The organism is Streptomyces sp. SAI-170 (assembly GCF_049739565.1).
GTDB lineage: Bacteria > Actinomycetota > Actinomycetes > Streptomycetales > Streptomycetaceae > Streptomyces.
Window position 1 is genome coordinate 1,121,203 of the sequence record NZ_JBMGQD010000001.1, and the last position, 19,787, is coordinate 1,140,989.

20 protein-coding genes and 3 pseudogenes are annotated in these 19,787 nt (G+C 69.2%); 17 read left to right on the plus strand and 6 right to left on the minus strand.

Annotated features, from left to right (window positions below; genetic code table 11):
- Nucleotides 1–2: 2 nt before the first annotated feature.
- Both RKD23_RS05110 and RKD23_RS05115 read left to right on the plus strand, forming a co-directional pair.
- On the plus strand, nt 3–470 hold the full coding sequence (locus RKD23_RS05110; RefSeq protein ID WP_424852525.1) for a DUF6545 domain-containing protein: 468 nt from the start codon (nt 3–5) through the stop codon (nt 468–470).
- A gap of 2 nt (nt 471–472) precedes the next feature.
- Nucleotides 473–931: an NUDIX domain-containing protein gene (locus RKD23_RS05115; protein ID WP_424852526.1), complete on the plus strand. Its 459-nt coding sequence runs from the start codon at nt 473–475 to the stop codon at nt 929–931.
- A 60-nt stretch (nt 932–991) separates the two neighbouring features.
- On the opposite strand, the gene RKD23_RS05120 is transcribed toward RKD23_RS05115, so the two are convergent.
- Nucleotides 992–1,858: a helix-turn-helix domain-containing protein gene (locus tag RKD23_RS05120; protein ID WP_424852527.1), complete on the minus strand. Its 867-nt coding sequence runs from the start codon at nt 1,856–1,858 to the stop codon at nt 992–994.
- A gap of 570 nt (nt 1,859–2,428) precedes the next feature.
- Here RKD23_RS05120 and RKD23_RS05125 point away from each other — a divergent pair.
- The 10 genes and pseudogenes from RKD23_RS05125 to RKD23_RS05170 all read left to right on the plus strand — a co-directional run bounded on the left by RKD23_RS05125 (nt 2,429) and on the right by RKD23_RS05170 (nt 11,623).
- On the plus strand, nt 2,429–2,575 hold the full coding sequence (locus RKD23_RS05125; RefSeq protein WP_424852528.1) for a hypothetical protein: 147 nt from the start codon (nt 2,429–2,431) through the stop codon (nt 2,573–2,575).
- Nucleotides 2,572–3,442 (plus strand): annotated as a pseudogene (locus RKD23_RS05130) (helix-turn-helix domain-containing protein). The gene RKD23_RS05125 and the pseudogene RKD23_RS05130 overlap by 4 nt, the downstream one beginning before the upstream one ends.
- Nucleotides 3,443–3,444: 2 nt before the next feature.
- Nucleotides 3,445–4,143, plus strand: coding sequence for a zinc finger domain-containing protein (locus RKD23_RS05135; protein WP_424852529.1), 699 nt, complete (start codon nt 3,445–3,447; stop codon nt 4,141–4,143).
- Between the two features lie 149 nt (nt 4,144–4,292).
- A complete protein-coding gene (locus RKD23_RS05140) occupies nt 4,293–4,925 on the plus strand; it encodes a WhiB family transcriptional regulator (RefSeq protein WP_424852530.1) in 633 nt (210 codons plus the stop codon).
- On the plus strand, nt 4,922–6,448 hold the full coding sequence (locus tag RKD23_RS05145) for a hypothetical protein (protein ID WP_424852531.1): 1,527 nt from the start codon (nt 4,922–4,924) through the stop codon (nt 6,446–6,448). The genes RKD23_RS05140 and RKD23_RS05145 overlap by 4 nt, the downstream gene beginning before the upstream one ends.
- Nucleotides 6,449–7,259: 811 nt before the next feature.
- Entirely contained in the window at nt 7,260–7,616 is a 357-nt protein-coding gene (locus RKD23_RS05150; RefSeq protein ID WP_424852532.1) for a plasmid mobilization protein, read from the plus strand.
- Nucleotides 7,613–9,333 (plus strand): annotated as a pseudogene (locus RKD23_RS05155) (relaxase/mobilization nuclease domain-containing protein). The gene RKD23_RS05150 and the pseudogene RKD23_RS05155 overlap by 4 nt, the downstream one beginning before the upstream one ends.
- A gap of 84 nt (nt 9,334–9,417) precedes the next feature.
- Complete coding sequence (locus RKD23_RS05160) at nt 9,418–9,864, plus strand: hypothetical protein (protein ID WP_424852533.1); 447 nt, start codon at nt 9,418–9,420, stop codon at nt 9,862–9,864.
- A gap of 77 nt (nt 9,865–9,941) precedes the next feature.
- Complete coding sequence (locus RKD23_RS05165; RefSeq protein WP_424852534.1) at nt 9,942–10,634, plus strand: hypothetical protein; 693 nt, start codon at nt 9,942–9,944, stop codon at nt 10,632–10,634.
- 129 nt (nt 10,635–10,763) lie between these two features.
- Nucleotides 10,764–11,623 (plus strand): IS5 family transposase gene (locus RKD23_RS05170; protein ID WP_424852535.1). Its coding sequence is split into 2 segments (ribosomal slippage): nt 10,764–11,115 and nt 11,115–11,623, totalling 861 coding nucleotides; the frame shifts between segments, so codons are not numbered across the junction.
- 10 nt (nt 11,624–11,633) lie between these two features.
- Here RKD23_RS05170 and RKD23_RS05175 read toward each other — a convergent pair.
- From RKD23_RS05175 to RKD23_RS05190, 4 genes are all read right to left on the minus strand, one after another.
- Nucleotides 11,634–11,939 (minus strand): barstar family protein, encoded by a 306-nt coding sequence (locus RKD23_RS05175; RefSeq protein ID WP_424852536.1) that lies wholly within the window; start codon nt 11,937–11,939, stop codon nt 11,634–11,636.
- A gap of 170 nt (nt 11,940–12,109) precedes the next feature.
- Nucleotides 12,110–12,931, minus strand: a complete 822-nt coding sequence (locus RKD23_RS05180; RefSeq protein ID WP_424852537.1) for a DUF317 domain-containing protein — start codon at nt 12,929–12,931, stop codon at nt 12,110–12,112.
- A gap of 15 nt (nt 12,932–12,946) precedes the next feature.
- Nucleotides 12,947–13,237, minus strand: a complete 291-nt coding sequence (locus tag RKD23_RS05185; RefSeq protein WP_424852538.1) for a hypothetical protein — start codon at nt 13,235–13,237, stop codon at nt 12,947–12,949.
- Between the two features lie 104 nt (nt 13,238–13,341).
- Entirely contained in the window at nt 13,342–13,695 is a 354-nt protein-coding gene (locus tag RKD23_RS05190; protein ID WP_424852539.1) for a DUF317 domain-containing protein, read from the minus strand.
- 226 nt (nt 13,696–13,921) lie between these two features.
- On the opposite strand from RKD23_RS05190, the gene RKD23_RS05195 reads away from it, so the two are divergent.
- The 5 genes and pseudogenes from RKD23_RS05195 (at nt 13,922) to RKD23_RS05215 (ending at nt 18,644) form a co-directional block, all read left to right on the plus strand.
- Nucleotides 13,922–14,800 (plus strand): hypothetical protein, encoded by an 879-nt coding sequence (locus RKD23_RS05195; protein WP_424852540.1) that lies wholly within the window; start codon nt 13,922–13,924, stop codon nt 14,798–14,800.
- 182 nt (nt 14,801–14,982) lie between these two features.
- On the plus strand, nt 14,983–16,005 hold the full coding sequence (locus tag RKD23_RS05200; protein WP_424852541.1) for a hypothetical protein: 1,023 nt from the start codon (nt 14,983–14,985) through the stop codon (nt 16,003–16,005).
- Nucleotides 16,006–16,192: 187 nt separating this feature from the next.
- Nucleotides 16,193–16,447: a hypothetical protein gene (locus tag RKD23_RS05205; protein ID WP_424852542.1), complete on the plus strand. Its 255-nt coding sequence runs from the start codon at nt 16,193–16,195 to the stop codon at nt 16,445–16,447.
- Between the two features lie 846 nt (nt 16,448–17,293).
- Nucleotides 17,294–18,321: pseudogene (locus RKD23_RS05210) on the plus strand (tyrosine-type recombinase/integrase).
- Nucleotides 18,318–18,644 carry a helix-turn-helix domain-containing protein gene (locus RKD23_RS05215; protein WP_424852543.1) on the plus strand — a complete coding sequence of 109 codons (327 nt, stop codon included), beginning with the start codon at nt 18,318–18,320 and terminating at the stop codon, nt 18,642–18,644. Before RKD23_RS05210 ends, RKD23_RS05215 begins: the two are co-directional and overlap by 4 nt.
- A gap of 181 nt (nt 18,645–18,825) precedes the next feature.
- On the opposite strand, the gene RKD23_RS05220 is transcribed toward RKD23_RS05215, so the two are convergent.
- A complete protein-coding gene (locus RKD23_RS05220; RefSeq protein WP_424852544.1) occupies nt 18,826–19,671 on the minus strand; it encodes a hypothetical protein in 846 nt (281 codons plus the stop codon).
- Nucleotides 19,672–19,787 lie beyond the last annotated feature (116 nt).

Genomic DNA, 19,787 nt, shown 5'->3' on the forward strand with positions numbered 1-19,787 from the left:
TCGTGCTTGCAGTGGAAGGCAAGGCCCTGTACAAGCCCAGCCGTCTGCTCGGCGGGCACCGGGCCGCTGCCCTGGTCAACCTGGCCCGTGACGTCCTCTCGCACGATGCCACGCCGCAGATTCGGCTCGGCCGGTACGTCACCGAGATCCGGGATGTCACGCACGAGCTGCGGCGCCGGGTGCCCGCCGACCTTCTCTCGCGTGCCCGCGCAGTCGCGGAGGCCGAAGGGCTGAGGGGCGCGGACGCTGCGGCCACGGCGGAGGCGTACTGGCTGAAGGCGGCTCTCGGCGCAGTCGGTCACCCCGCGGGAGCGCCGGTCAGGTTCGACACCGTCGGCGACGGCTTCGCCTCCGAAGTTCCCTGGCTGCTCCGCGTCGCCGACGCCTACCGCTCGGCCAGCCCTGCCGCCGTCCCGCTCATAGCCGGCACCGTCGCTGAGCAGCCTGCCCACCACGCCTCCAGGATGTAACCATGAGTGTCCCTTCCTCCACGCTGAGCGCCTCCGCCGCCGCCCTGTTCTTCGACACGGAGGGCGCCGTTCTCATCGTCAACCCGACGTACAAGGACCACTGGAACCTGCCCGGCGGCGCCGTCGACATCGACAAGGACGAGACCCCGTCCGAGGCTGCCGCAAGGGAGGTCCACGAGGAGCTCGGTATCACGCCCTCCATCGGCCGGCTCCTCGTGCACGCCTGGATCACCATCCCCGGCCGAGGCGCCCAGGTGCTCTACGTGTACGACGGCGGGATCCTCGATGAGAAGGAGCAAGCCGCGATCGTGCTGCAGGAGTCCGAGCTGAGCGAGTACCGGTTCTGCCACCCTGACGCTCTTGAGCCGGGCATGATCCCCCCTCACCTGACCAAGGTCTGGCAGGCCGCCCTGGCCGCCCATGCCAGCCAATCCTTGGTGGAAGTCACCGTCCGGTTGTAAGACCACGTGCCCGGCACAGGAACCTGTTCCTCGCGCCGGGCACGCCGTTTCATCAGCCGGTCAGTCAGTCGGGCCGCTCCCCTGGGCGTCCGCTCGGGCCTTGTCGACCTCTCTGAAAATGAACTCCAGCAGTGCCGTCGAGAGCCCCTCCTGTTCACCGCCTCGTGCGGCGAGTGCGGCGACTTGACCCCTGAGCAGCATCGTTTCCGCGATGATTCGCTGGACGTCGGCGTCGGCGGACCAGATGAGCGGAGTGGTGTCCACAGCCTCGGCCAGCGCGTCCAGCACTTCCTCCGAGGTGCTGTTCACCGCTCCGGTGCGCAGATCTCGTACCAGGTCCTCGGTGAGGATCTTCGTCCTCGTGCGGCTGTTGCCCAGTGCTGCGACCTCTGCGTCCGAGAGCGGGGACGGAAGCTGCTCCAGCAGATACGTGATCTTCTCTGCGAGCGTCTCCGGGAGGCCATCGCCGGCGGCCTGCGGTGTCACCGTCTCGCCAGGCTCCGGCACGTCAATCCCGAAGGAGCGCTCCTGCGCGCGGAGCAGCGCTTCCACGCCGACGCCGTACGCCTCCGCCAACGGCAGGTGGTACTCCTCGGCGAGGCGCCGCTGGCCGTTCTCCGCGGCAGCCACCGGGCCGGCCGTCTTGGTCCTCGTCAGCTCCTTCGTCGCGGCCTGCGAGTAGCCGGCGTCGGCACGGAGATCGGCAAGGTCCGGAAGCCCCTCACGCGGGAACAGTTCGTCCTTGTCCTGTGCGAGGACTTGGGCAATGAGGGGCAGCTTCTCCGGATCCGGAACCGAGCGCCCCTTCTCCCAGGCGCTGACCCGAGCGGGGCTGACGCCCACGTGGGCCGCCACGTCGCTCTGCTTGCGACCGATGGCCCGGCGGGCGAGAAGCATGCGTTCGGCGTCGAACCGGCGTGCCGGCATGCAACCCGTCCTTCCTGGTCAGATGAGATCTGATCAACACTGTAGCCACTTGCTCACTCGACCAAACGAGGATACTTTCGTTTCGTCGATCAGAGGAGCTTCCTAGCCTACCTTCGCGCCATCGGCCTGCACTCATTCTGCAGAAACGTCCCTGCACGCCTTCACGCCTTGGAGTCCGCCATGCCTCACCAGCCGCCGCGTTCCGTCCCGGTGCTCGGAGGGACTCCGCTGGCTTCACGCGCACGATCCGCGGTGGGACATAGCCGTCGGACGCGCTGCGAGTAGTGGAGAGATGTTGAACCAAGTCTGGATCTTGACGCAGGCACGCGCCTATGTTCGTCGTCCCCCGGGCGGGCTGCCCGGCAGTCCGAACGCGAGGAGCAACGTGCACACCGTCCCGACCGCATAGGTCCACATACAGCGGCGGCGCCCGAAACGTGGGGTTCCGGACGCCGAACGCATAGCGGCAAAACCCGCTCCGGCAAGAGCGGGAGATTACCCACCATCACCACGCTGATCCCAATTCCACCGGGCGCGTCAGCGTGGCAACACTGCAAAGGAGATTGTTGCATGCGCTCTGCCACGCGCAAAAGGCCCGACGGTGCGGCCTACGCGGCAGGCACCCTCGTCTCGGCGCCTGGCCTCCCCGGCCACGAGTACTCCATCCAGGCACCGGCGGCAGACCTGACCCGCCTCGCGGGCGGGAGCAGCCGATGAGCAGCGATGCCCGCGAGTGGGTGTGGGAGCACAGCTCCAGCCGGGGAACTGCCCGTCTGGTCCTGCTGTCGATAGCCGACCGGGTGGCCGACGAGCAGTGCATCGCCTGGGCCTCCCTGGCGAGCCTGGCCGAGCGAGTGAACGCCTCCCGCTCCACGGTCCGCGAAGCTCTCGACCGGCTGCTCGACAGCGGCGAGCTGGAACAGCTCGACGGCTTCCAGGGGCCCCAGCGCAGCACGGTCTACCGCCTGACCCTCGCCGCTGAGGCCGTGGCAGAAGCCGCGACGCAGCAGGAGACCGACGGCGCAGCGGCACCAGCAGACGACGCCAGCGCCAGCCCCGCGCTCCGTATCTCGGCGCTGCGGCGGTACGGAATTCGCCCCCGCGATGTACCGGATTCCCCCACCACGGTCCGGAATCCGGCCCGTCCGGAAACCGGTCCCTCCCGGCGGAAACCGGCACCCCGATGTACCGGGATCCGGCCCCCAGAACCGTAGTGAACCGAAGGTGAACCGTAGGTACAGCAGTAGTGGTGCCGCTGTCACCTCGGCCAGCGAGTGGCAGGTCGACCCAGCCACCCACGCCTGGGCCCACCAGCAGGGGCACCTGGCTCGCCTCGGCGAAGACGGCCTGCGCGCCGCCGACGCGAAGTGGCGTGCTCACCGCGCCGACTTCAAGCCGAGGCCGGCGGGGGCCTGGGCTGCCGACTGGCGCTCGTGGATCGCCCGCGAGCACGCCCCGGGCCGGCCAAGCCTCTACGCCCTTCCCGGGAACGGCGGCTCGGGGCCCGCGGGTGCCATGACCCGCGCCCAGGCCCACACCGCCGCCCTCCTCGCCGCCCTCGACGAGCCGACCGGAACGGAGTAGCCATGGACCGTCGCGAAATCGCCGCCCTGCTGGCCTACATCGGCCGACTCGACCCCCGCACCATCCGAACCGACCAGGGCGAGGCCCGTGACCAGCTCGCCCAGTGGCACGAGCTGCTCGGCGACGTGCCGCTCGCCACGCCCCACGGGTGGGACGCCCGCGTCGCCGCCCGCCAGCACATCCGGGTCTCGCCCTACCCGATCGTCCCCGCAGACATCGCCCGTCCATGGGAGAGCTACCGGCGCGACCGCCTCTACCGGCACACCGACCCCACTCCGTCCGCCGATCCGGACGACCCGGCCGCCTGGACCGCGGAACTGGTCGGCACCCGGTGTGCTGTCGCCGCCGGCACCGCTCAGCCCACGCAGTACCGACAGCTCGCCGGCCGCAGGGTCGACCCAAGGCTCGAGGCGCGGCTGAAGGAAGTAGGTTCCTGCATCCCGCCCGAGGCCCGAGCCGCCCTCGCCCGCTACCGGCCCGCCCGGGCGGCCCGCGAAGCCGCCATCGCCCAGGGCCAGCCCGACGTGCTCTCGGTCGAGTGCACGTGGTGCAACGCCACCGTCGGCGAGCCCTGCCGCCGCCGACGGATCGGCCCCGACGGCGCAGCACGCGGCAATGCGCCGCGCGCCACGCCGCATCCCGGCCGCCTCGACCTCGCCGCAGCCAGGCACACGCGGACACCCCAGCCCGCGCTGGCCTGAGCGCCCCCACCGGTGCATCTCAACTGATGCACCGCTGCACACCCCCTCACGCCCCGACTGCGGTCCCTGCCCCCAGTCGGCGCCCGACGCCGCGTCCACGCCCGCCACGGGCCCCGCCGGAAGACGCGGCAGCACAACGGAGACCTCCCTTGCGCCACATCACCACCCACGACGCGCCGGCCACCGGCCTGCGCGGGATCGGCGACACCAGCTGGCACACGCGCGCCGTGTGCCACGGCATGGATGCCGAGGACGCCGACGCCATCTTCTTCCCGTTGCCCCGGGACCATGAGGCCATCGCAGAGGCCAAAGAATTGTGTGCCGCGTGCCCCGTCCACCGTGACTGCCTCAACTACGCCCTCGAAAACTCCCTCAAGGAGGGCATCTGGGGCGGACTGACCGAGGCTGAGCGCCGCCCCTGGCACGACGGGCTCCCCCAACGCCTGGACTACACCCGCGTGCTCGCCATCTTCCAGGGACGCGACGTCCACCTCACGGAGGCCGAACGACAGGTGGTCATCGACCATGCGTATGTGCGTGGATGGCGGGCGGACCGACTCGCGGTCGCCCTGCACATCAGCCATAAGCACGCCCGAGACCTGCTACGACAGGCCGCCAACAAGATCTTCGACCGCGACCTCACCCACGGCGTCCCGCCGAGGCGGAAGAAGAAGGCGAAGCGGACGGCACTGCCCGCGACCGCTCCCTCCCAGGAGCAGCCGGTGCCCACCCGCCCGGTGATGTCGAACTCCGTGCACGCCCCTCTCGGAAAGGCCGCATGACGCACCGCCTCCTGTCCCTCGGCATCGTCTCGGACACGTCCCTCCTCGTCGTCGGCCTGCCTGCCGCCGTCCTGGTCCTGGTACTCACCGGCTGGGTGATCCGACAGCGGGGAACGCGTCCAGCAAGTCGCTCGGGTAGTCCGGCGGTGAGGGTCGCCGCTCTGGCGGCGCTCGGCTGCACCGCCTACAGCGCGGACACCAGCTGGCGCTTCGCCGCCGACTACCTCGACATGGCCGGCACAGCCGAGCGCGCCGCGATGTTCAGCGCCGCCGAACTGGCCCTCTTCGCCACCGCACTGATGGCCCGGCAGAACCTGGCAACCCAGGGGGCGCCCGGGCTGCCGGGCACCCTCGTCTGGGTCATCACCGGTGTACAGGTGATTCCCGCCTACGCTGAAAGCGGCCCGGTCGGCGGCACGGTCCGGGCCTTCGTCGGACCGGTCATGGCGGCGATGCTCTGGCACCTCGCCATGGGCATCGAACTGCGCCTGCGTACCCCCGGCGCCGCCTCCCACGGCCTCATCGCGACTCTGGGCCGAGAGGCCCGCGAGCGGCTGCTGTCCCGCCTCGGTATCGCCGCCCGGGACCGCGACGCCGCACAGATCACCCGCGACCGAGCCACCAGACGGGCGGTCGACCTCGCCACCCGCCTCGCCGAGCGCACCCACGAGCAACGAACGGGCTGGCGTGGCCGGCGCCTCACTCGACGCCTGTCCAAGGCGATCGGCCGGGCCTCGGTCGGGACCAACCCTGCCCAGCGCACCGAGTTGCTCGCCCAACTCGCCGCACGCCGGCACGCACTCCACCTGGCCACGGTCCCCTTGCCGTCCCCCTGGTCCCCTCAGCACAACTGGGCGACCGCCACGGTCCCCGCGCGCAACACGACGACGACCATGGTCCCCAACGATGGGAATCCCACCGTCACCGATCCGACCGGGGACCGGGGGCAGGGCGGAGCGATGATCCCCGAAACCGTGGCTCGGGACGCGGGGACCAGGGACCGGGAAGCGGGGGGTGAGCCTCGCCAGCCAGAATCCGGAGCCGTGTTCGACAACAACGAAGGCGCCTGCCCACCAGAGGGCAAGTCGCCTCCTCAGGGCCCTACCGGGGACCGGGGACCGTGCAGCACCGAGTCGGGGACCGACCCCACCGGGGACCGGGAACCAACCGACACCGACACGGGGACCAACGCCAGCGGGGACCGGATGCACATGACGCGCCGACGGCAGGCACCCACGGCGTCCCAGAAAAAGGGCGATCACCGACGCCCATCACGCAGCCTACGGACGCAACGTCCGTCACAGGAACTGCAGGAGTCCATTGACCAGCTCGTCGAGCAGGTCCGCCCGCATGTCCCCGCACTGCTCGAACGGGACGGCAATGAAGCCATCACCCGGGTGCAGCTGCGGGAGATCCTTCGGCGCGAGGGGCTGAAGGGCGGCCGGAATGACCGACTGAGCCTCGTGCTCCAACAGCTGCGGAGCAACGACAGCACCAGCAAGACAGGGAGCCCCGTCCGATGAAGACGTGCCGCCGCTTCGAGACCCTCCGCGAAGACTACGAGCGGGACATCGCGATCTTGCGTACGCACTCCGAGCGTCACGCCGGCAAGGCATCAGCAAAGACCAGCGCCACGCACGCGCTGTCAGCGAAGACACGCATGGCCAGGGCACTCAGCGGCCACGTCCGACGCTGCCCCGAATGCGGATGAGCCGCAAAGCCGCAGCTCACCGCCAGTTCCGTAACCGGTGGCTCGGCACAGTGCCGGGCCACCGCCTTTCCCAGGAGTCGCCTCATGGTCTCCCGTCCAACTCGCTCGTCCCCGTTCACGACCGGCGAGGCTGGCGCCTGGGCGGACGTCCTGGTCCGCCGGCGACTTCTGTACGCCGCGGTTCTCACCCCGACCGGCCAATGGCTCGTCCAATTCGAGCCTGACACTCCTGTCCGCGTCATCTCGGACCCGGCCGCCATGGTCGAGCTGGCCGCCGCCATCCAACACCGCATCCGCTCCTCGAGGCCCCGAACCCGATGACGACCCACAACGACAACGGCACCACCCACGCACCTGCCCGTGACTCCAACTCGGTCTCGGGGCGAGCAAGTTATCGCAAGAGCATTGCTCCCGATGGGAGCAATGCTCTTGCCTCCCCCGCCACTGAGGCGGCGGGAGCGGACCGGCACCGGGGGGCGCCGGTCCACCAGGATGCGGCCGAGGGCGGACCGCATCCTGAAGGGGCACAACAGCACACCTGCCACACCGCGCACCGCGAACACGCCGCGCCGCCGAAGCCGCACGTACGCCAGCGTGAGCGTCTGCGCGACGAGAACAAGCGCATGCGTCAGCCCAGCTGCCGCATGAACGACGACGAGTACCAGATCCTCGTCCGCGCCGCGTCCGCCTGCCGCATGAGCGTCGCCGGCTTCCTCGCCCACGCCGCCCTCAGAGCCGCCCGTGACCTCGACCGCACTGCTGCCGAGATCGCCACCGAACGAGAAGTGCTGACCGAGCTGTTCGCCGTACGCCGGCACCTCGGCCAGATCGGCAACAACCTCAACCAGGTGGCCAAGGCCACCAATGCCGGCGCCGACGTCCCACACGCCCGAGCCGTCCTCGACGCCGTCCACCGAGCCGCCAAGCGAGTGGAGAACTTCACCCAGCACTACCTGGACACCGAGAACCACCCCTCATGATCCCGAGAGTCCACAAGCGCGGGAAGCGCACCATCGGACTGCTGTACTACCTGTACGGACCTGGCACCCACGAGGAACACGTCGACCCGCACCTCGTGGCAGCTTGGGACAGCCTGGCCCCGGACCCCGGCCGCGACCCGCAGACCACCTACACGGACCTGCAACAGCTGCTCGACCAGCCAGTCCAGGCCCTCGCCCCCGGCCGCCGCCCCGCGAAGCACGTATGGCACCTGTCCGTGCGCGCCGCGCCAGAGGACCCCGTGCTGTCCGACGAGCAGTGGGGCGAGATCGCCCGGCGCATGGTCGCGGCCACCGGCATCGCCCCCGACGGCGACGACGCCGGCTGCCGCTGGGCGGCAGTCCGCCACGCCGACGACCACATCCACATCATCGCCACCCTCGTCCGCGAAGACGGCCGTAGGCCCCGGCTGAACAACGACGCGGGCCGCGCTCAGGCCGAAGCCCGTTTGATCGAAGCCGAATATGGCCTCAAGCGGCTTAACACTGGGGACGGCACCGCCGCCCAGCAGCCCACCAGCGCCGAACGTCACAAGGCCGAGCGGCGGCAGCGGGAACGCACCCCGCGCGAGGAACTGCGCGAAACCGTCCGCCGGGCCGTGGCCGGAGCCACCGGCGAGACGGAGTTCTTCGACCGACTCGCCGCTGCTGGCCTGCTCATCCGGAGACGGATCGCACCCTCCGGTGACCTGCTCGGCTACACCGTCGCGCTCCCCGACGACCGAAACAAGGACGGCGAACCCATCTTCTACTCGGGGTCCAAACTCGCCCCGGACCTGTCCCTGCCCCACATCCGCGAACGCTGGTCCGCCGATCGCGACAACCATGCCACCGGATCACCCAACTCACCGTCGCAGACGGCTCCCGGCGCCCCGTCCGCCGCACGCCGAGTCACTGCCTCTACGGCGTGGCAGGCGCTGATCGTCATCGAGCAGGGCGACGACGCGGTCGCCGCCGCTCACATCGCCTCGGCCGGCGAGGTCCTGGCGCGCTCGCGAAAACCTCTGCCGCGCACACCCGGACGCAACTGCGGCAGGCCGCCATCGCCTTCGAGCGGGCGTCCCGTTCGCACGTGCAGGCCGAGCGCGGACACGACCGGGCACTGCGGCAGGCCGCCCGCGACCTTGTCCACGGTGGGCCCGCGCTCGGCCGCGGGGAGGACGGGACGACCACTGCGATGGCGATCGACATGCTGTTCTTCCTCGTCACCGCCGCCATGCACTGGCACGCGAAGAAGGGGCACGCCCAGCAGGCCGCCGCCGCCCGACAGGCGGCCGAGCATCTGCGCGCCGCCTACCGGGCCGCCGCAGCCCAGCCGCTCGGCGCCCTCTACCAGCGCGGCCGGCGCCTGGACCGCCCGCTGCTCCAACGACAGATGATGGTGCTGCGCAAGGCCCTCCCAGAGTTGTCCGAGCGGATCATCGCCGAGCCCGGCTGGTACGCGCTCGCCGCCACCCTCGCCGATGCCGAAGCCGTCGGCCACGACCCGGGTGTCCTCCTGGCCGAAGCTGCCGGGCGACGGGAGCTCGGCACAGCGGAATCCGTCAGCGATGTCCTCGTATGGCGACTGCGGCGGACGGCGGGCCTGCCTGCAGACACCACCGACCTGGCCAGCTCCCAACACACCGCGGACCGCTCGGCACACCGCGCGGGGCAACGAGTACCGGGCCAGCCCAGGCACCGACGGGGCAGAGCGTGACTGTGGACTTTGTGAATTGAAGCAGGTCATGGGCTTGCGGCACGATCATGACGCGAGCAGGACGATACGAGGGAGAACGTCACGGTGTTTTACCGCATACGCCGCCGGGCGCAGGAGCCGAGCGAGAGGCAGCGCCAGCACTACGAGGCACATGTACGTCTGGTCGGCCAGGTGCCGCCCGAGGTCCAACAGGTGCGGGCCGCTCATCAATCCGCTCCCGAGCCGACCTCGGTGGTGGACGACGTCCTCCCGCCGGAACTGCGCGTGCCGAGCCACGACCAGCTCGACGGCCGGGTGATGCCCTGGACGCAGCCGATCGTCCTCGACGGTGACATGGTCGCGTGCGCCGAGTGCGGTGCATACCGGGACTGGGTCATCATCTCCACCCAGGGACAGATCTGGGTGCGCTGCCGCCAGGGACACATGCAGCCCGAAACGCGACTCGACACCGCCTGGTACAACCGGCACGCCGGCCCTGCCGACGCCACGCACGCCACGTTCGAGGACTGCCTGCGCCACCTCGGCCACTGACCCCCACTCCTACGACCCCATCGGGCCTCGGGCCCGCGCTGCCCAACCGTCACCCAGCATCAAGGGGTCAACTCACTGTGCGCGTTCGCGTCACCGTCGCCCTCGGCCTCACCGCCGTTACCGTCCTCGCCCTGCCCGCCTGCTCCGCCGACACCAGCAACGCGAAGTCCACTCCTGCATCCTCCCCGCACAGCAGGAAGCCGATCACCGCCGACCAGGCCAATGCACTGTCGCCGACCGAGCTGGAGAGGCTTCTGCTCGACGAGAGCGACCTCGGTACCGGGTACAGCCGCAAGCCTGAGCGTCCTGCCCAGCACGACGACGTCACCGAACTCGGCTGCCCCGCCCTGAAAGACCTCGGCGGCGACGCGGCCACCGGTGGCTCGCCCGACTTCCCCCACCAGGCGAAGGCCAGCTTCATGTACGCCGACGGCAGCCACTCAGAGGTGTCCGAGGAGCTGTACAGCGACACCGCGAGCAAGCTGTCCGACGGCACCGACCGCATCTTCGACACCATGACCGGCTGCCCGCAGTACCAGGTCCTCGCCGGCAGCACCGCCATCGACGTGATGACGCAGAAGACGGCCACGCCCCAGCTCGGTGACGAGCAGTGGGGTCAGCTGATGACCTTCTCCGCGGGCGGGCAGAACACGGTCGTCAAGCAAATCGCGATCCGCGACGGCAACCTGCTGGTGATCGTCTCCGGCTCGCCTGCCCTCGTGGACCTGCACCTGGAGAAGGCCCTCGCCAAGGCATCGGCAACGGGCTGACGCATCCCCTGCCTTCCTCCGCGCCCTCGTCCACACGCTGTGGACGAGGGCGCCCCTGCATGCCACCGCCGCACACCAAGTGACGGAACTAGAGCGTGTCTCCTTGATGGGTTGGCCGGTTGATTGAATGTGTCTGTCCGGTTGGTGATCACTGATGTGATGTGGGACCGGATCGCGCCGTTGATGCCGGCCGATCCGGTCCGTGGGCGACGGTGGGCGGACCATCGTCGGACCCTTGAGGCCATCGCCTGGAAGTACCGCACCTGCTCACCCTGGCGGGACCTGCCAGCCGAACTGGGTTCGTTCCAAACCGCGCACAAGCGCTTGATCAGATGGGCGATTGACGGCACCTGGGAACGGGTCCTCGCGGCCGTGCTGGCCGCGGCGGATGCTGGCGATGAGGTGGGTTGGACGGTGTCGGTGGACTCCACTGTCTGCCGAGCTCACCAGCATGCTGCCGGAGCCAGGAAAAGGGGGCGCCCGGCCAGTCCGAACCGGAAGATCACGCACTCGGACGCTCCCGCGGCGGCCTGAGTACGAAAGTTCACCTGGCCAGCGACAGCCAGGCACGCCCATTGGCCGTTCACGTCACCGCGGGCCAGGCCGGTGACGCACCGGCGTTCGAGGCGGTCATGGCCAGGATCCGGGTGCCGCGCAGCGGGCTCGGCAGACCCAGGACCCGACCGGTGGCCGTCCTCGCGGATCGCGCGTACTCGTCCCGCGCGATCCGTGGACACCTTCGCCAGCGTGGCATCCGGGCGGTCATCCCACAACCTAACGACCAGGTGGGACATCGTCTGCGGCGAGGGCGTGCGGGAGGTCGCCCACCGGATTTCGATGCTGAGGCATACAAGCAGCGCAACGCCGCCGAGCGATGCATCAACCGCTTGAAGCAATGGCGTGGTTTGGCGATGCGCACCGACAAGCTTGCCCTGGCCTACCAGGCGGCCCTGCACCTGGCGGCCATCTTGATCTGGGCCCGCCGCTGAGCTGATCTGATCAGGACAGCTCGTGCACGACCAGCCGCGACTGCCGCCCCGCAAACGAGCGGCGCAGCGCCCGTGCCTCACGGTTCCGCGCAGCGAAGACTCCGTGCTTGTCCACGTGAACGACCAGGACGTCGTAGCTGTCGATCACCTCGGAAATGCCTCGTGTCTGGATAGTGTCCCGCCAGGCATCTGTATTCCGGCCGAACCACTCCGGCAGCCCGCAGGGCTCGGTGACGGCGTCCCAGAAGTCATCTAGCGTCTCGATCGGCCGCCCCCGCAGGTCAACCACCAGCTCCAACTCTGTCGTCTTGGCCATCGGAGCAGAGTAACCAACACTCATCCAGCCGGGCAGTGGTCCAAAGAGACACCCCCTAGATGCCGGACACACCAAAGGCCCGGGCACCCCGATCGGGGTGCCCGGGCCGTGTGAGTTGGAACGCACGTAGAGAGCCCGGAAAGGGGCGCCACGGGGTACGGCTGGCCCAGTCAGTCGGCGGGTGCGCGCAGGAGCCTGTCCTGGGTGCTTTCCGGAAGCACCCGCCGTAGCACCGGTGCCGTGGAGCTGAGCGAGGCGGCGAACGCGGCGACGAGGTCATTCGGGACGCTGGCGCCGAAGGAAGCAGCCCACAGACATGGCGAGCCCAGCACCGGCTCGGCCCATGCCTGCCACCCGGCCAGGCCCGACTCGTCAGCCTCGGCCGCCAGGGCGCGCGGGTCGGCGTCCTGGATGAGCGGCGGCACCTCTCCGTGGCTGAGGTGGGAGGTGAAGGTGGGGTCCGTCGCACCCGCACCCGGCTGGTCAATGTCGCGCAGCCAACCATGGGCCGTAACAGCGTCGAGAACCACCTCGGGACCTGCGAGGGGCAGGGATGGCTGATCGCGGGCGTCGACTGCGACGAGGAAGTCGCCGAGGACCTCGCCGGGGACGTCGGGGGTGAAGTAGGCCGACCACTGCGCCAGCGGGCTGCCCGTGTCCGCGCGGGCGGAAACCTGCCAGGCGATCGGCAGCTCCCCCAGGTAGAACGGCTCGTCCGGCAGGACCCACTGGGCCCACCGGAGGGTGTCGGGACTGATATGGAGGACGGTGCTGCGCAGGACCGGTCGGTCCTCCGGAGCCTCCTCCGGCTCCCGCCGTCCGCGGATGATGGTCAGGCTCGTCCAGCCAAGGCCGGCGAGCGTGTCGGCGACGGTGTCGTAGAGGCGCTTGTCGTCACCGGCCAGGTGCCGGGGACCGACCCAGAACGCGGGCTGACCACCAGGCGGAGTGGACGGGTCGAGCGGGAAGTCGGGATACAGGGGCGCCTCCAAGGGCTTGGTGCGGTTCTACTTACCGCCGGCAGTTCGGCGGGGGCGGCACGGTGGTGCCTGGACGGGGCCCTGCCAGGCAAGGGCGACGGCCACCTCGGGCGGCAGATGGCCGAGCTGTGTGTCCTCGTCCCGCCCCTCTGCGAAGTAGACGACCTCCCGGCCTGTCTCGTCCACGGACTGCACGACCTGCGCGAGGCGATGTGCCATGGGGAAGAACGGGTTCATGGCCTGGCGGACGGGGGCGCTCCCGTCGCAATGGGACAACAGGGCGATGACCTCGTCGACGGTCATCTCCGGGTGCGTCACGAACAGCCTCCTTGTGTGAGGAAAACGGTGAACGGTAGTGCGGGCCTGCTGCCGGGAGTCGGCGAGCCGCCCTCGGTGAGGTCTTCCGGCCAACTCCTGCGGTGTCACACCCGCCGTGAGGTTTCCAGCACGCGTGCCACTGCGGCGGCGACGATGTCGGCCGGCGTCTCGGTGTCGAAGGACAGGTGGTAGCCGCGCACCGTGGCTGTGCCGGTGACGGCGATCTTCCATCCTTCGCCGTCGGTGCCGGGGCGACCGAGCGGGAACCAACCGAGGTAGAAGCGGCCGTCCTTGCTGCTGACGTGCACGTCCGCACGGTCGTCCACGATCAGGTTGAAGTCGTCGGCGGAGAACTGGTCCATGACGAGCGTGGGCTGACCGGGCCCGAGCTGCCACTCACGCAGCCGGAGGGCCTCGATGGCAGTGGAGAATCCGGGGCCAACGGGAGCCATGGTCACGGGCAATCACCTCTTTGACCTGGGGTTTCTTGCAAGGTCGTCTACGTTGACATGGTCTCGAACGCGTTGGCCAGTCTTTCCGAGCTCTTTCCTGTCTGCCCCCGGCGAACTGTTGCCTTCCACCCCATTTCGCGTCGCGCTCACGAAGTCACCTGAAGGGAAAGGGGTGGCCGACTAGGGGCCCGGAGGTGCAAGCTGGCCCGTTTCCCATAGTGAGGAGAAGTACATGGAGATCCGGCCGCTTGAGGAGCTGCGCGCTGCGGACGATCTGTCGCTGGCGTTCAACCCCTACGGGCTCGGCGGCCGTATGAGGCCCGAGGACGCCACGGAGTTCCAGCAGCGGCAGATCGCCGACTGCGACCTGGTGGAGGATGTCGCGGCAGGAACACGCGACTCCTTCAAGCGGCTGCGTACCGTCTTCGCCTACGGCGTGCTGTGCTACGACGTGTGCACCATGGTCGGCGACCAGGCGCTCCTCATCTACGAGCAGGCGTTGCGCGACCGCTTCATGGAGTGGTGCTCCGGCACCATCACCTTCCGTCTCCGCCAGGCCCCGGACGTCTCCTACACCGTCACGTCGTACGACGACGTCAAGAAGCGCGCGGACAGGATGACGCGGCAACGCGCGAAGCTGGTCGTCGACACCCACGCCATCGAGTTCAACGGGATGCTGCATGGGCTCCGCCTGTGGGCGCGTACGGCGGGTCTGCTCCGCGGGCGGCGCAGCCACGCGGTCGAAGACGCGCTGGCCAAGCTGCGTAACTACGTTGCCCATCCCTCCGGCCACCATGTCGATACTCCTGTCGGGGCGGCCCGAACGGTGCGGGATCTGGCGGAGCTGATCAACCAGCTGTGGGGGCCGGCCACCCCCGATGGGCGCCTGTACCCGGCACCTCTGCACCGGGAGATCACCGTGCTGAGCTGGAACGGTTCCGGGCGGGCACGGATGGAACCGGCCGGCGCGCTCACCTCACCCGGCCCCATGGCCGACTGCGAACGTTCGGGTGACGCGGCGGCGCGTCACCACATCGACCAGGGCCTGCCCCCGGTCGATGTGGTCGAATCCGGAGCTGTGGGCCCGGCGGGGTCCCTGCCCCGTGCTTGACCCGACATCAAGCACGCCGTGGAGAAGCCAACTCGGCCGGCGCCGCTGCGTGGTCCGCATGTTCTTCGTGGCTCTCCGCCGCGCGTGCTGTGTCGGGACGGCCCCGCGGTGTTGAGGAGCTTCGAGCTACGAAGACAACCGCCGTCGAACGTCGCGCCGAGCTGCTGCGTCTGTACACCGGGATGCCCTGGCAGTCCGCCCGGCGCCAGGTCGAAGCCGCCGCGCCTGGCTCCTTGCTGATCCCGCAGCCGGACGCCGACCAGATGCTGCTGGAGGCCCGGGTGATGGCCGCACTGGCCTGGCGTCGGATCACCACTCTGCACCCATGGGGCATCGAATACGTCGACCCGCGCTCCGACCGCCTCCTGATCCGATTCGAGGCCGACCCGGTCGAGCGGCGCGACCCGGAGGAGACCCAGGCTCTGGACTTGGCCGAGGCGCTGCTGCCACGCGCCGACGAGTACGGCGACATCCAAGGGGTGCCTGGGGCCCGTACCCACGTCGAGGGCGGGCAGGTGATGCTGCGCATGCTGGACACGTCCGCCTCCGTCACTCTGCTGGGTCTGGACCCCGACGCCTGGCTGCGCGCGGTCGACGTCCAGGACCGGCAGATGGGCGCCTACGGCATGACGCCGTGCCACCGCGACGTGCCAGCCCTGTGGCACCCGGCCGAACGTCCCTACCGGCGGCCGGGCCGCCGGGGCACCGCGGCGTCGGCCTGGCTGACCAGCGGGCTGCTGCGCCGTGTCGGCCTGATCCGGACCCTGGGGGCACCGCTGGCCGTGACCGGCTGGCTCGGCCACCACGAACGCGGCGGTGGCGAACGCTGGATCATCGACCCCACGTTCGCGGAAGGTTCCGGCACCACCGGCCACCGGCGGCTGCTGGCACTGCTCGCGGCGCCAAGCTGGGGCCTGCCCCTCGCCTCCGTGGACGAACACTGCACCTGCCATCTGCCGCCCGGCTACAGCGACCAGTGCACCACCGTCGCCGCCGGCCTGGCCGAGCGGCCCGGAGTGCTGGAGGTTCGCGCCATCCAGCGCCATGGCGACCGCCTGAAGCGGATCCAGAAACACCGCCCGGCGACTTTCGCTGCCCAGCAGCAGCTTGCCCTCTCCGTGCCAGCCTGGGTCGACCGCTGGCTCGAGCGCAGTGGATCCACTACTTCGGAGGTACCGGACGGCGCCGTCACGAACCTTCGCTGAGTATCACTCATAGCTCATGATTCCCAGCCGAGTGTCCTGTGACAGCGAACTGTGAGCGTGTGCCATCGGAGCTTGAGGTGCGAACCGTCGCGATCTGCCTGCCAGCGGCGTAACCAAGATCGGGCCGAAGGCGTTCTCTACGCGCATCGCCCCCTGCGGTGCGACACGAACGAACGGAGCAACCTTGATGCGCGTAACAAGGCTGGCAGCAGTCGCGGCACTGGCCGGCGCCGCGATCCTCAGCAGCGGCACGGCAGCCGCGGCAGACCCCGGACCCATCCCCAACGTGCCCGTGGTCGGCACGGTCACCGATCTCGTGGGCACCGCGAGTCCCCCTGTGGCCGCCGTCGTCCTCAAATGCATTGCCCCCTGGAAGCAGTGGGGCTTCGGAGTGAAGGACTTCTACGCGCCGTGCGTCACCTCACCAGTCGGCGACCGCTGATCCCGTCACGGTGCAGCAGCCGCGCGGAGCCTTCGCTCTGGCTGACGGCTCCGCACCCCTGCACGCCGTGAGTTGGGTTCCTGCCGATCAAACTTCGTTGGCATCCGCTCAAGCTTCGGTGTCACAGGACACCGATCCCTGCGCCCACTACCTGCACAGATGCGACAGAAATCGAACACGTGATGCAATAACCGTATACGATGCTCTGCTTTCCCCGAGGACCTGATCGCCGCGCAGTCTGCCTGGGAGCGGACCTATCGGAGCCTCGCCGACCCGGCCCACCGTGAGCGGACGACGGTACTGCGTAGGCGCCTACTGGAGCTGTCGGTACAGGTGTGGTGGCACCCGTACTGGCATGAGGCCGGGACCGGGCAGCGGGTGGCGTTGCGTATGGCGGCGCGGGAGCTGGACGCCGGGGCCGGGTAGGTGGACGGCCCGAGCGGTGACCGGCGGACGGCCGGATCCCTTCCGGCCGAGATAGCGCTGACCTTGCCGGACGGGCAGACCGTGCGGGTCCGGCTCCACGCTCGGCAGGAGGTGCCCGGCCCGCACCGGTGGCGCTACCTCGTCGGCGTCCCCTCCTGGGTCGCGTGCCCAAACGGGATGAATTGCATCGGATGCAACACCCTGCAGGCTGCTCGAACTCTTGATACTGCTGGCCGAGCGCGGTGAGGCGGACTTCGGCGAGAGTTCACTCTTGGCGGTGACCTGGGAGGAAAGAGGCTGCCGCAACAATGTTGCATCCGTTACAACGGCGTCGTGACTACCGAGGCCCCGGGGTCAGCACGGCTTGTGCTGGCCCGGAATGTGGTGCACCTCGACTCGGCAGCAGCGGTGTTCGAGGCGATGAGAGACGGTTGGGCTCGACAGCAGGCGGCACGCTTCCTGAAGGCCAAGACGATCGATCCGCGCCTGCGTCTGGTGCAGCGTCTGGAGGAGTTCACCGGCCTGCACCCGTGGCAATGGACTCCGGCGGAGGGCGAGGCATTCATCGCGCACCTTCGCAGCGGTACGCAGCCGATCCAGATGTCCACGGCCCGCACGTACGAGGTGACGATCTCTCTGTTCCTGGAATACTTGCTCGACCGGCGTTACGGGTGGATCGAGACCTGCCTGGAGAAGTTCGGTGGGGCCCCGCGGGAGGTCTTCCACGAGGGCAATTCGGTTCTCATACGGTGGAGTACGAGGCGGATCCCCGCCGGCGTCCGCTGGACTACGACGAAGTTCAGGCGCTGTTCGATGCGGCTGACGCCCGCCCTGCCAGGGTGCGGGGGCAGGGGCGGAAGGGTGCCTTGACCGCGCTGCGGGACGCGGCGGTGCTGAAGACGATCTACGCCTACGGCACCCGGCGTACCGAGTCGTCCCGGGTCGACCTGGTGGATTTGCGGCGCAACCGGAAGGCCCCGCAGTTCGGCGCCTACGGCAGCATGATGGTGCGTTTCGGGAAGTCCTCAAAGGGGGCGCCTCCCAAACGGCGCACGGTGCTGACCGTTCCCGAGATGGACTGGGCGATCGATGTCCTCGACGAGTGGATCACGGAGATCCGGCCGCGCCTCTCACCGGGCCGGCACCCGGCGCTGTGGGTGACCGAACGGGTCGGGCGGCTGTCGCCCCGCTCGATCAACGAAGCCTTTGTCGCGGCCCGGCAGGACGCGGGCCTGGACGAGGACCTCGACCTGCACTGCCTGCGCCACAGCTACATCACCCACCTGACCGAGTTCGGCTACCCGGCTCGGTTCGTTCAGGAACAGGTCGGTCACTCCCACGCGGCCACCACCGCCATCTACATGGGCGTCTCAAACGAGTACCGCAACCAGCTGCTGGAGGCGTCGATGAAGGACCGCCTGGGTGACGACTGGAGTGTGACGGTGTGATCAGGAAGATGGGCTACCAGTGGAAGCTGCGCCAGCTCATGGCCGACCAGGGAATGTTCCAGACCTCGGATCTGGTACCGCTGCTCGCCGAGCGCGGCATCACGCTCTCGCGTGAGCAGGTCTATCGGCTGGTCACGCAGCCGCCGCAGCGTCTGAGCATGGACACCCTGGTCGCCTTGTGCGACATCCTGGGCTGCACACCGAACGACTTGATCAAACCGGAGGTCGTCAACGCTCAGGTCCGCAAGAGCGCCGATGGCACGCCGGGGCCGGCTCCGGCGGCTCCGCGTCGCACTGTCGTCCGCCGTCCCGGCCCGTCGTGAGCTACCGAACCCCGCGACAGCGGGAAGCCCAGGCCGAGTTGGAGGGCACCCGCGCCTGGGTGGTGGCCCGTCTGTGCCGGGCTGTCGGGCCGGGGTTGACGGCCGGGGCCGCGCAGGCTGCCGTCGAACACGGTCGTCGAAACCGTCGGGGAACAGTGCCCGGGCGGCTGGGCGGGGTCGGCTACCACTGGTCCGCGAGCCATTTCGCTCGCCGAGCCTGGAGATCCGCCTGCGTGACCTTGATCTCCGATAGCTCAAGGCTACCGAGAGGAAAAGTCCAGTGCTCACGGGCGAGCCGCACGTCTGACGGTGTCAGATCGTCGCTGCAGAGACCGGCCGCGTTGAGCTTGTCGAAGATGGCTGTGTTAATTCCCTCGACCACCGACCAGTGGGTGCTGTCCTCCAGGGGCACGCTCTTCCATTCGTCAGCGATGATCGTCAGGCCCACCTCGCTCGTGCACCCAAGGCGGTGCAATGCGATTGCCAGGTCGATCACCATGCTCGGCCACAGTTCGAGCCTCAGCTCGCTGCCGGAAGCCGGTGTTATCCAGAGGCTGACGCCCTCGCTCGTGACGTAGTCGACGTAGAGGCTCTCCTCGCGCTCCGCCTCGACGACGTTCCGGAAGATCCAGTCCACGTCGTTAGGACCATCGAGGTAGTGGCTCCGACGCAGGCTGTCGGCGTATCGGCGGACCTCACCGAAGCTGGCCGGCCGGCCTTCGATCACACGACCGTAGATACCGCGGACTCTGTGGCTGATGATGCTCTTGATCTGTCGCGCCACGGCAGGGTCGTCATCCCAGCCCATGCGTGCGATATCTAGCAGGATGAGGATCTTGGCGGCTTCCTCACTCGCCAGGCCGTCGATCACGGCAGCGCCGCGAGATCGCTGCGCCTCCTGGAGATGAGTCAGGTCGTCGCGCAGCGTGCCAACGTGCTCCGCGAGCATTTGCAGTCCCTCGGCTATGACCCCAAACCGTTGTTGCTTCGGAAGGGTGAGGATCGCGGCGAGATTTCTCGGCTTCACGGCAACAGGCTACGAGCACTGGGGCGGACCGGACTATCAGTTTTCCCCATCGGATCTGCCCGCCTCACCGACCCGCAGCCATGTTCGAACCTCGGCGGTCAGGACAGTCCACGGCG